This is a genomic window from Oceanobacillus sp. CAU 1775 (assembly GCF_054482815.1).
This window is the reverse complement of sequence record NZ_JBTLRO010000001.1, coordinates 102295-114359: the sequence shown is the minus strand read 5'-3', so window position 1 is coordinate 114359 and position 12065 is coordinate 102295. Positions and strand designations below refer to the sequence as shown.

Annotated in this window: 12 protein-coding genes; 5 read left to right on the top strand and 7 right to left on the bottom strand. The window is 38.4% G+C overall.

Annotated features, from left to right (window positions below; translation table 11 throughout):
* Positions 1-36 precede the first annotated feature (36 nt).
* The 3 genes from ACXYMZ_RS00570 (at position 37) to ACXYMZ_RS00560 (ending at position 2683) form a co-directional block, all read left to right on the top strand.
* Positions 37-1020, top strand: a complete 984-nt coding sequence (locus ACXYMZ_RS00570) for a sensor domain-containing diguanylate cyclase (RefSeq protein ID WP_458946399.1) — start codon at positions 37-39, stop codon at positions 1018-1020.
* Between the two features lie 342 nt (positions 1021-1362).
* Positions 1363-1869, top strand: a complete 507-nt coding sequence (locus ACXYMZ_RS00565) for an RNA polymerase sigma factor (RefSeq protein ID WP_458946398.1) — start codon at positions 1363-1365, stop codon at positions 1867-1869.
* Positions 1856-2683: a hypothetical protein gene (locus ACXYMZ_RS00560; protein ID WP_458946397.1), complete on the top strand. Its 828-nt coding sequence runs from the start codon at positions 1856-1858 to the stop codon at positions 2681-2683. Before ACXYMZ_RS00565 ends, ACXYMZ_RS00560 begins: the two co-directional genes overlap by 14 nt.
* 185 nt (positions 2684-2868) lie before the next feature.
* Here ACXYMZ_RS00560 and ACXYMZ_RS00555 read toward each other — a convergent pair whose 3' ends face one another.
* Positions 2869-3249, bottom strand: a complete 381-nt coding sequence (locus ACXYMZ_RS00555) for a hypothetical protein (RefSeq protein ID WP_458946396.1) — start codon at positions 3247-3249, stop codon at positions 2869-2871.
* A gap of 96 nt (positions 3250-3345) precedes the next feature.
* Between ACXYMZ_RS00555 and ACXYMZ_RS00550 the strand changes: the two genes are divergently transcribed.
* Positions 3346-4989, top strand: coding sequence for a GMC family oxidoreductase (locus ACXYMZ_RS00550; RefSeq protein WP_458946395.1), 1644 nt, complete (start codon positions 3346-3348; stop codon positions 4987-4989).
* An 86-nt stretch (positions 4990-5075) separates the two neighbouring features.
* Here ACXYMZ_RS00550 and ACXYMZ_RS00545 read toward each other — a convergent pair whose 3' ends face one another.
* From ACXYMZ_RS00545 to ACXYMZ_RS00520, 6 genes are all read right to left on the bottom strand, one after another.
* Positions 5076-6035 (bottom strand): zinc-binding dehydrogenase, encoded by a 960-nt coding sequence (locus ACXYMZ_RS00545; protein WP_458946394.1) that lies wholly within the window; start codon positions 6033-6035, stop codon positions 5076-5078.
* 239 nt (positions 6036-6274) lie between these two features.
* A complete protein-coding gene (locus ACXYMZ_RS00540; protein ID WP_458946393.1) occupies positions 6275-7009 on the bottom strand; it encodes an SDR family NAD(P)-dependent oxidoreductase in 735 nt (244 codons plus the stop codon).
* 23 nt (positions 7010-7032) lie between these two features.
* Positions 7033-8298, bottom strand: coding sequence for an MFS transporter (locus ACXYMZ_RS00535; protein ID WP_458946392.1), 1266 nt, complete (start codon positions 8296-8298; stop codon positions 7033-7035).
* 29 nt (positions 8299-8327) lie between these two features.
* Positions 8328-9641: an MFS transporter gene (locus ACXYMZ_RS00530; RefSeq protein ID WP_458946391.1), complete on the bottom strand. Its 1314-nt coding sequence runs from the start codon at positions 9639-9641 to the stop codon at positions 8328-8330.
* The gene (locus ACXYMZ_RS00525) at positions 9642-10436 is read right to left on the bottom strand and encodes an SDR family NAD(P)-dependent oxidoreductase (protein ID WP_458946390.1); all 795 of its coding nucleotides are present in this window, start codon (positions 10434-10436) and stop codon (positions 9642-9644) included.
* Positions 10437-10471: 35 nt separating this feature from the next.
* Entirely contained in the window at positions 10472-11221 is a 750-nt protein-coding gene (locus tag ACXYMZ_RS00520) for an SDR family NAD(P)-dependent oxidoreductase (RefSeq protein ID WP_458946389.1), read from the bottom strand.
* 408 nt (positions 11222-11629) lie between these two features.
* Between ACXYMZ_RS00520 and ACXYMZ_RS00515 the strand changes: the two genes are divergently transcribed.
* The gene (locus tag ACXYMZ_RS00515; RefSeq protein ID WP_458946388.1) at positions 11630-12043 is read left to right on the top strand and encodes a MarR family winged helix-turn-helix transcriptional regulator; all 414 of its coding nucleotides are present in this window, start codon (positions 11630-11632) and stop codon (positions 12041-12043) included.
* Positions 12044-12065 lie beyond the last annotated feature (22 nt).

Here is a 12065-nt window from a genome sequence, read left to right as displayed (position 1 = left end):
CCTAAACAGAGTTATACTGTATTGGAGGTGAGGCCAGTGGATTATTCAAAATACACGAAGGAAGAATTACTAGATGTAATCGATGAGTTATCAATGCTTCAGAAGGAACTTTGGACAGATAGGGTACAAGAAGATAAATTAAATTTTGCCTGGGCTGGGAACCTCGGCCATTGGTATTTAAATTTCCGTACGAGTATTGTTTATTTTAATCCTTTAAAAGTCACCGTACTAGGATATGAAAGAGATGAACTTCCTGAAAAAGTAAGTTACTCTTTTTTTACGGATAAAGTTCACCCTGATGACTATGAAAATACCATGCAAGCGATGATCCTTAATATGAAGGGTGAAGCTGCAGTTTATGAATGTGAGTACCGTATTCAAACAAAAGATGGAAAATGGAAGTGGTTTTATGACCGTGGAAGAGTTACCCAACGCGATGAAAATGGTAAACCTCTATTTGCGGCCGGCATCGTATTTGACATTACAGAGCAAAAAGAATTGGAAGAACGATTGATCATTGAAAACAAAGAGTTAACAAAAGCCTATCATACAGATTCTCTTACAAATATTAAAAATCGTAGAGCAATCATGGAAGAGCTTGAAAATCGCATGGAACAAACGATAAAGTATACCTCTCCTTTAACTATTTTGTTAATCGATATTGATAACTTCAAGATGGTAAACGATACATACGGCCATACATTTGGTGATAAAGTTCTCCGAGGAGTTGCGCAGATTATCAAAGATAATATTAGAGGACTTGATACGGTAGGCAGATATGGTGGAGAAGAATTTTTAGTTATTTTGCCGAATACAAGCCTTGAAAGTGCGAGGTTCGTTGCCAATCGCATATGTTCTGAAATAGCAGCGCATCCTTTTGAAGATATTCAAGTCACGATAAGCGGTGGGATTGCTTTATATGATAATCAGAAGCCTGATAAGCTAAAGACGTTTATCGACCATGCGGATAATAATTTGTACCAGGCGAAAGCGATTGGGAAGAATAGGATTGTTGGGTAGGTGACGGACCTTACCCCTATAAAATTTCATTAACATACAAAAAACCAGGTTTGATTCGACCTGGTTTTTCGACTTATAATTTTTTAGTAATGTCTGCATCCACTCGTAGTTCGTCAATAATCATTTCCTCTAGTCTGAGGTGGTTTCCTTTAAAATTATCTCGTACCTGTATCTTACATTCCACTCTTTATGTATGGTTCATTTTATGTAAAAAGTGATAAAACATCATTTTATATGGAAATATTCGCCCAAAAGTAAAATCCACTGTAATCTTTTCTCCCTTTCGTTCGTCTAATAAGTAAGCATGAATTATCTCTGTTTCGCAGTTTAGGAGGGTTTCGTATGGATGAGGAGGTAATCAGTGATTGGTTTGATGCCTATGCAGATGATGTGTATCGGTTTTTAGTGTATTATACCGGGTCAATCGATGTCGAAGACCTTGTGCAAGAGGTATTTTTAAAAGCAGTGAACCGCTACGATTCGTATCAGGGAGAAGCTAGTCCAAAAACATGGCTAATCTCTATCGCAAGAAATTTAGCAATAGATGAAGCCCGAAAGCGTAAACGAAAAGACTGGCGAAAACTAATAAAGCATACGCAACAGTCGATAGAACCGAATCCGGAAGACTTGCAGATTTCCTCTGAAGAGAAATTGCTTTTGCATCAATCAATTGCCAAGCTGAAACAAAATTATCAAGATGTGATTGTTCTTCGGGGTATTGAGGAATTATCCGTTAATGAAACGGCGAAAGTTTTAAATTGGACAGATACCAAAGTGCGTGTTACTTTCCACCGGGCACTCAAGGTCTTGCAGACGATTGTAAAGGAGGATTTCCATGAACCGGAATGAGGAGGAATTAATCCAGAAACTTAAAAAGCTAAAGTTGGAACAGTCAATCCATCCACATCAAAAGGAGGAAATGAAAATGACGATCCAAAAGCATGCGAAGAAAAGCAGTCGAAGCAGGAAAAGAAAACCGTTACTCATCTCGCTTGCAGCTGTGGCTGTCATTCTCATTGGCAGTGTGCTCCTTTACCCGATGCTTTCTGACTTCATCACCGCTCCACCTCCCGAAAACCAGGAGGAAAACCAAACAAGTACTTCTGAAGAAAACAAAGAAACAGATGATTCTACAACTATTCCGAGTAATGAGGAAGTCGAGGAGAATGAACCTTTTCAAATAGTAGAACTCGGCAGTGAACCAAGTACGATTGAACTCGAAGGAATGGAAGAAGCAACAACAGTGTATCACTACATGATCGAACCCTATGGCATTTCCTATGCAATCGATGCGTTTCTCAATCATTCCTATATCGTTAAGAACGAAACAGTGACATACTATCCAGAATATGAATCTGTTGCTTCCGTTAGCTTATCCGTGATAGAAAATGTGGAAATGGAGCAGGTTGCGGAAGAGATGGCACAACAGTTTGAGGCGTATGAAGAAGTCAGTGACGGGGAAGCATTCATAGACGGTAATCACGATTATCCCGGCTGGAGTCAAACTGCGCTCAAACCGGCGGAAGATGGAATCTCTTCGCCTATTGGATACTATCTGTATCAAGTGGGGAAAAATGTATTGCTCATTGAATATGAATATATTGCAGAAGCAGGAGATGGTATGGGGCCGAGATTGTATATGCTTATAGAATCTATTCGGTAAGATTAATACTTGAAAACCATGAGGGATTTCAGGGGTGGGAGGATTAGTCTACCACTATGTTAAAGGATCCAGTGAAGTTTTGGGATTAGCACCCTGCCTTTTTAACGCACTAGACTAATGGGACTGTCCCCAATGTCCCTTTATTAACACAAAAAACCAGGTTTCTTTCAACCTGGTTTTTTAAATTATAAATTTTTAGTGATGTCCGCATCCGAACGAAGTTCTTCAATAAGTTTCTGGTACGTTTCTGATTCTTTTGCTGCTTTAATCTGTGCGATGAGATCGGGTTCTAATTCTTCAAACGAAGGAACTTCTACTTCCTCTTCACTTTCTTCATTCACTTGCTCTAACTGAGCGACATACATATCATACATTTCTTGAACCTCTTCTTCTGTCGGCTCAACATCACCAGACTCGCGAGCAATGAGTTTATCTACTTTGATTTGTGTTTCAATCACAGCCATGACTTCATCTTCACTCGTCCCCTGCTCCTCTAAAGCAGTAAGGAATGCATCTTGAGATTCGAGTCCATTTTGTTCGACCAGAATATCAAGTGTTTCGTTCATCGATATTTACGTAAATAGAGCTTAATAGAAATTTACACTAGAAAGAGATAAGTAAATCTAACATACTAATAACTTTTTTATGAAGAGGGGATATTTATGAAACATAAAGCGGAATATGATTACATCGTCATTGGCTCGGGTGCTTCTGGAAGTACGGTTGCAAATCGTCTTAGTGAGGATCCGAATTCATCTGTGTTAGTTATTGAAAGTGGTGGAAGTGATAGAGATCCGGTAATTTCTATACCTAAAGGATTTTACTTCATCATGGGCACAACAAAACACTCCTTTAATTACTCGACACTGCCTGTAGGCGCAGCACAGAAAGTTGAAATGTGGCAGCGTGGCAGAGTACTTGGTGGATCAACGTCAATCAATGGACTTAATTATGAAAGAGGAAGTTCAAGCTACTGGAATCGTGTTGCAGAACTAGGGAATGACGGCTGGGGATGGTCGGACATGCTCTCCGCTTTCAAGTCCTTTGAGAACCATCAGCTTGGTGCCTCAGAAACAAGGGGTGAAGGTGGTCCACTTGATATTCATGTGGAACGTGTGTCTGATGAGCTTAATCATGCCATATTTGCAGCTGGAGAAAAATGGGGCTTAGATCGAGTGGAAGATATCAACGCTTCAAATCACGAGCGAATTGGCTATGTACCTAATACAGCACGTCGAGGCCGGAGATTGAATGCTGCAAGTGCATTTCTTAAACCTGCTTTGAAACGTGGCAATCTTACATTGGAACTTAATACACATGTAGGATGGATCCTTCTTGACGGTGACCGAGCAGCTGGAGTTCGTGTAAAAGATAGTAACGGACAGGTTCGGGATATCTATGCTGAAAAAGAGATCATTGTTTCTGCTGGCACAGTAGAAACTCCACTCTTACTGGAAAGATCGGGGATTGGAAACGCAGAAGTTCTTTCTCGGATTGGCGTCCCAGTTCGCGTCGAAAGTCCAAATGTTGGGGAACATGTAATTGAACAACGAATGATCACATACCAAGCTAAAATTAACAAAGCAATTGGCTATAATGGAAAACTCTCATCAACGATGAAACAAATGATTACTGGTTCCAAGTATTTACTTAATCGTAAAGGAGTAATCTCTTCCGGTGCACATGAAATCGCATCCTTCTTTAAATCTAATCCTAGTTTGGATCATGCAGATCTTACAGGTATGTTCAATCCGTTGACAACCACTTTTGGGCCGTCTGGGATGAGGGTAGCGAAAGAACCAGGATTTTCTGCATCTGGATTATTATTGCATCCTACAACAGAAGGTTTCGTGCACAGCAGTGGATCTGAACCTGATGCACCACCGATTATTGATTCTCGCTATTTGGAAACAGACTACGATCGCAAGGGTATTGTTCAAGCCTTTAAGACGATTCGAGCAATTGCAGAGCAAAGTCCACTTGCCGATCTCATTGAAACCGAGTTGATACCAGGACCGAATGTTCAAAGTGCAGATGAATTGTTCGAACACGCGCTGAGAAGCCCACATGTTTTTCACGCTGTAGGTACATCTCGAATGGGTCCTAATGATGATGATGTCGTAGACTCTACGTTAAAGGTACGTGGTGTAAAAAATCTACGAGTAGTGGATGTTTCGGTCTTGCCTATCCAACCTGGTAACACGATGGCACCAGGAATTGCTATCGGATGGCGCGCAGGAGATATTATTCGCGCCGAGAATGGGTTACAACAATCAAAGGTTGAACAGAGTCCGGCTTATAACTAATAGACTTAAATACTTTTACTAAAATAATCTCTATAACAAAGTCAAAAAGCCTCATGAGTATATTTCATGAGGCTTTTTATTATCATTTATTCATTACCATCGTAAACAGCTACTAAACGACCTTGTACTTCCCCGGCCTTTAGTTTCTCAATACCATCAGGAATGTCTTTAAAGTCAATTTTCGATAACTTAGGATTTAGTTTTCCTGCTGCCATTAATTCATAGATGTCAGCGATATCCTGTGGTGTTCCACCAACGTTTGCTAATAATCTTTTAGCTCCCGTGATAAATGACGTTGTATTAATTGTAGTTTCTAATTTACCCATCCCTACTAATACGACTGTTCCTCCTGGTTTAACAACTTCTAAAGCGTCTGAGGTAGTCACTCCAAAACCAGCATAGTCCACGATTAAGTCTAGGTCTTTATCTGCCAGATCTTTAATATCAGATACTACTCCTGCTGCTCCGATTTCCTTAGCTAATTCACGCGCTTGCTCACTCACATCTGCTGCATAAATATTCTTAATTCCTTTTGCAATAGCTGCTTGTAATGCAAATTGTCCAAGTCCACCGATACCAATTAAAGCAATGTTCATATCAGGCTTTGCTTGTCCTATATTAAATAAGGCCGAATATGAAGTCATTCCAGCATCCGTCGCTGAAGCTGCCATTTCCATTGAAAGGCCATCAGGAACATGTACCAAATCCTCTGCAGGCGCATGAATTTTTGTTCCAAAACCACCATCATAATGGTATCCTGGATTCGTTCCAGATGGTCCGGTTGGGCAAACAGCTACACGGTCTCCGACTTTATAGTCTGTAACGCCTTCTCCTACTTCAGAGATTACGCCAGCATTCTCATGACCCATGATTACTGGTGGATGCATTAATGCCATCCAGCCTGGATCCTCTAACGTTCCAACATCAGAATGACATAAACCTACTGCCTTCGTGTCAATTACAACTTTTCCAGGAGCTGCTTTCGGATTTTCTTGTTCCACAAGCTTCAGTGGCTCATGTGTTTTAGTAAATTGCCAACCTTTCATTGTATCTCCACCTTTTTATTTTTTTATAAATGTAAGGTATTCTTCTTTAGAAGTTGTTGTACCTCCCTCCATTTATGTCATGAAGCCCATATTATTTTCTACTACTTTTTATTAAATATCCTTTAAAGCTATGATTAAACATTATTTAAGAAGTTATTTTTTATACGAGCTGCTATCTGGTTTTAAAATATTAAGAAAATGAAAAAAGGACCAACATTGGTCCTTTTTTTAAAGGTAATTTATTGTGCAGTTAATCCACCATCAATGACGAATTCAGATCCTGTTGAATAGCTCGAATCCTCAGAAGCTAAATATAAAACGAGGTTTGATACTTCTTCAGGTTTTGCTACTCGCTTTAATGGGATATGCTTGGAAAACTCTTTAATTACTTCAACGGCATCCCCTTGGGTAACCATTGGTGTTTCGATAACACCTGGGTGCACGGAGTTTACGCGAATCCCAAGATGTCCCAATTGTAATGCAACAGCTTTTGTCATCCCACGCACAGCGAACTTCGTATCTGTGTAGCCAACTGCACCACCTACTATTCCGTTCATGGACGAGATATTAACGATAGATCCTTTTCCTGCTTTTGTCATAGAAGGAACAACAGCCTTCATTCCTAAAAATACAGAAACTTGATTAATATCAACTATTTTACGATAGTCACTTTCAGACATTTCTAGAAGTGACTTACTCATGCTGATACCAGCGTTATTTACTAAAATATCAATTCCACCAAATGCCTTTTCTGTCTCTTCTACAACACGTTGCCAGTCGGATTCACTTGTTACATCTTGTTTAACAAATTTAACATTATCACCAATTTCGGATTCTAATGTACGTCCTTGCTCTTCATTAATATCGGTAAAAACTACTTTTGCGCCTTCTTCGACGAAACGTCTAACATGGGAAGCTCCCATACCTTGTGCGCCACCTGTAATGATGGCAACTTTTCCATCTAATTTATTCATTTTAAAATCCCCCTGGTTTCTATTTAATTCCATAATCCTGCTTTTTCTAACTTTTCTTTTCCTCTATATGCGATGAATACTGCAATAATATTAATAACGAGCATTGCTAGGATGGCATATAATCCTCCTGAATAACTACCTGTAAATTGGAAGATATACCCGTAGGCTGGAAGAGCAACAATCGAAGCTCCTGCTAATCCTAGTGAAACGGTTGAGTAAATTTGACTGTACTCTTTATTCCCGAATAAGCTTGAAGTTAGAGATGGTGCAATGATTCCAATTCCACTTGTAACGAATGCGAACAATACGAGCGCAATAATAATCAAGGCAGCGCTAGATGTTGCGAATAACAATATTAATACAGACACCACTCCTAAAATCATAGCCAAGATCGTTGTCTTTTTTGTTCCCATTTTATCATTTAAAACTCCGATAATTAGTGAGGCAAATACAACTCCTAGCATATAAAGACCCATCGCATTTCCTGCAAATTCTTGCGTGTATCCCTTATCAACGATATAAGAAGGAACGTGCATCATGAAACTTGCAATGGCAGTTATTAAGAAGAAGAAAATCATTAGAGCATAGAATGCAGAAGATTTCTTCGCATCTGCCATCGTGACGCCTTGTTCTTGATAGTCCTCATCTTTACCATTATTTTCTTCTGTCGACTCTTCTCTACCATATGGATACAAACCTTTTTCCTTTGACATCTTTCTAATAAATAGAACTGTCGCAACAACAACAAGAATGAGACCTGCAACACCCAAAGCTACATAGGAAAATCTCCAACCATTACTTACGATTAATCTTCCAACGATCGGTTGTGCAATAGCACCGAATATTCCTCCAGTTGCAGTTAAAATTCCAAGGGCTAAACCACTACTCTTTTTAAACCATTGGTTAATTAATACTGGACCTACAATAACAGTAAGGAATGTTCCACCGACTGCAAGAGGTACTGCAAAGACATACCAACCCCACACAGAATTCATAAAGCTGAATGCAATATATGCTCCTGCTTGTAGAATAATGGATGCAATTATTAAGAGACGAATATCAAATTTTGCAACTAATTTACCAGCGAATGGTAAGAAAATTAAGGTTACGAATGCAGAGACACTTAGGTAGAGTGTCAAATCACCCATACCAATATTAAGGTCCTGCGAAATTGGTGTTAAGAACAGACTTGCAGAGTTATTTAGTGCCCCTTTACTAACTCCAACGATGATACATAGACCTACAAGAATCCACCAAGCATAGTGAATCTTAAATTTAATTTTTTCCATTTCTTATATTCCCCTTTTGAGATTTATTTTTAATCCCATAATCCCGATTTTTCTAATTTTTCCTTGCCCTTGAAAGCGATAATTACAGCAAAAATATTAATAGTAAGCATTGCTAAAATCGCGTATAGCCCACCTGAGTAACTTCCTGTAAATTGGAAGATATATCCATAACCTGGTAATGCCACAATCGCTGCAATTGCTAAGCCTAATGAAGCAGTAGAATAAATCTGGCTATATTCTTTGATTCCAAATAAACTAAGCGCAAGAGATGGGGCAAGCGTACCAATGCCAGATGTAACAAAAGCAAAAAGTATTAGCGCTATAAAAATGACTGCAGAACTAGAGCTTGCGAACAATAGCAAGGAAACAGAAATAATTCCACTTATCATAGAAAATATTGTCGCTTTTTTCGAACCGAATCTGTCGTTTATTAATCCGATAACGATAGCACCAAGAACTACACCCAACATATAAATGCCCATTGCGTTAGCAGCAAATGTTTGATCATGCCCATTATCAACTAAATAAGTTGGAATGTGCATGGTAAAACTTGAAATCGAAGTTAAGAAAAATAAAAATATCATTAATGCATAAAAGGCAGAGGACTTTTTAGCAACAGCCATCGAAACACCTTTGTCTTGAATCGGGTTGTTACCCGTCTTTTTTTGAGCGTCTCTTTCCATATCTGTGGTTCCATATGGATAATGCCCTTCATTTGGATTTACTTTTTTAATAAACAAGAGGATAACTGGGACAGCTATAATAATCGCCGTTACTCCTATAGCTAAATAGGCGAATCTCCAGCCTTGATTTACAATTAAGTTTCCGACAATTGGTTGTGAGATTGCTCCAAATAATCCCCCTGTTGCTGTTAAGATACCTAGAGCAAGTCCATTTCTTTTTTTAAACCATTGTCCAATTAACACAGGGCCTGCAATGACAGTGATAAACACTCCACCAAATGCCAAAGGAACAGCGAATATATACCAACCCCATACTGAATTCATAAAACTGAATGCAATATAAGCTCCTGCCTCACAGATAATCGAAATAATTAATATTAATCGGATATTGTATTTTGCTATGACCCTTCCACCAAATGGCAGATAAAGCATTGTTATAACTGCTGATACGCTAAAATATAACGTTAAATCTCCCATTCCAATGTTCAGGTCATTTGTAATCGATGGTAAGAAAAGGCCAGCGGAATTGTTTAATGTCCCTTTTCCGAGTCCTACAATAATACAAAGACCAAGTAAGACCCACCAAGCGTTGTGAATTTTAGGCTTTTTCCCTTTTGGCTCATCAACGGTATCTAGAAGTACAGATGTTGGTTTCATCATTTACGACATCATTTCTCTAAAATCAGGGATGGTTGGATTACTTAAATAATGTCCACCCTCCACTTGAATGGTTTGACCTGTGATAAACTTCGACTCATCGGAAGCTAGGAATAATACCGTGTTACCAATATCTTCTGGTTCTCCATGATATGGAAGTTGGTTGTATTTCCCGAAAACATCTAATAATTCTTGAGACATATTATTTTTAGCTGCAGGTGTTAAAATAAGACCTGGTGCAACAGCATTACAGCGAATTTTATCTTTTCCATATTGTGTCGCAATATATTTGGTTAAATTAACTACTCCTGCTTTAGATGCTCCATAAGCTGCACGAATAGAGTCTCCTGCAAATCCAGCCATGGAAGCAGTATTGATAATAGAGCCTCCACCATTTTCTATCATATTAGGAATGGCAAAACGACTTCCTAGCAATACACTTTTTAGATTCAAATTCATCAATCGATCCCATTCTTCTAAATCGATATTTACAACATCTAAGTCTTTCTTTAAATTAGTCGAGCCAACATTGTTAAACAAAACAGTTATTTTTCCATAGTGTTGAACCGTAAATTCAACTGCTTCCTTAATTGAATCTTCCTGCCCTGCATCAAGGAAAATACTTGTTGCTTCGCCTCCAGTTGCTTTGATTTCTTCTGCAGCTTGTTTTGCCGAGTCAATATTGAAATCAGCTATGACAACCTTCGCCCCTTCTTTTGCTAAAAGCTGTGCTGATGAAAGACCAATACCTGAAGCGCCCCCTGTAACTAGTGCGACTTTCCCTTCTACTCTTCCCATTTAAATAAACCCCTTTTTATATTGGTTTTTTCATATTATCTTAATTTAGTAGAACCACCATCAACCATGATTGTTTGTCCTGTAATATAATCCGAGTCACTACTTGATAAGAAAACAGCTACTCTTCCAATATCTCCTTCAGGATCTCCCATTCTTCTAAGTGGAATGTTATTGATCATTGCTTCATATAGTTCTGGTGAACTCTTACTCCACTGTTCCACCCCAGCAGTAAGTGCGATTGGAGAGATGATATTAACATTTATCCCTTCAGGACCCCACTCGTTGGAAGCAACACGCGAAATTGCTCGGATTGCTTCTTTTGCTGCTGCATAGGAGCTTTGAGTTGCTTGTCCGTTAAGTCCTGCTCCAGATGCAAAGTTGATTACTTTCCCTTTGGTTTTCTTTAGTTCTGGATAAGCTGCTTGCATGAAGTTGAACGTTGGATAAAAGCCAGTTCCAAATGATAAATCCAACATCTCTTGTGTTGTTTCAGTAAATAATGCTTGCTTTGAAGCATGGGCATTGTTAATTAAAATATCTAGCTTGCCAAATTTCTTAACAACATCACTTACAATTTCTTCCACGTTTTCTTTCTTTGAAATATCTTTAATAAACAGCGTGCCTTCTTGATATTGATTGATTTCTGTTAACGTTTTCTGGCCTGCCTCTTCGTTAATATCAACAATGGCGATATGTGCCCCTTCTTTTGCTAAAGCAAGCGCCATACCTTTTCCAATACCTGAAGCACTCCCAGTAATAATTGCAACTTTACCTTCTAATCTCATCTTAATGCACCCCTTGAATGTTTTTGTTTTGTAGGCATCTAAAAAGTAAACGTTGATGAATAATATAGCTGTGACTTAAATTGCTATCATCATTTGCTGTGATGTTGGGATAAAATATTTATATAAAAGACCCTTGTTATTTTACGTTTAATATTTAGATGTCTAACTATTAACAACTAAACATTACTAAATTGTGACAAATAAAGCAACATTTTTTTGATGTTTTCTAATGAATCTAGATAATGTCTTCTATTTTTTCAGTAAATCTTACATTTTTTATTTTGTATTTAATTACGAAGCGTTACTCGTGTATGTTAAGTTGAAAGGTTTTTTGGGGAAGTACTGTGCTATAATGAGTAAAATGATTCCTAAGATGTATTTTAGGGATACTAAAGCGAGGTATATTGCGTGCAAAATCAAACCATTTTTGAAATTATACATAATATGGATAAGGTAACAAATAACCTAATTATTCAGTGGAATAAAGGATTTAATAAGGATTTGGGAGTATCACATATTCTTATTTTGGGCCATTTAAGAAAAAATGGGAAGAGCCGCCCTACTGATATGGCGAAAGTTCTTGGTTTAACACCACCTACCGTTACACATTTAACGGAGAAATTAGTGAAGAAGCAACTAGTGATACGCTCGAACGATGAAAATGATCGTCGAACGATTTATTTGGAAATCACCAGCGCTGGAGAAGAAATTCTTAAAGAGGCCAACGAATCAGGACAATTACTAAGGAAGAATCTATTCGAAAAGCTCACCGAAGAAGAAAGACAACAAATGCTCCACATCTACCGCAAACTAAATATGTGAGTGAGACATGGGGACGGTTCTC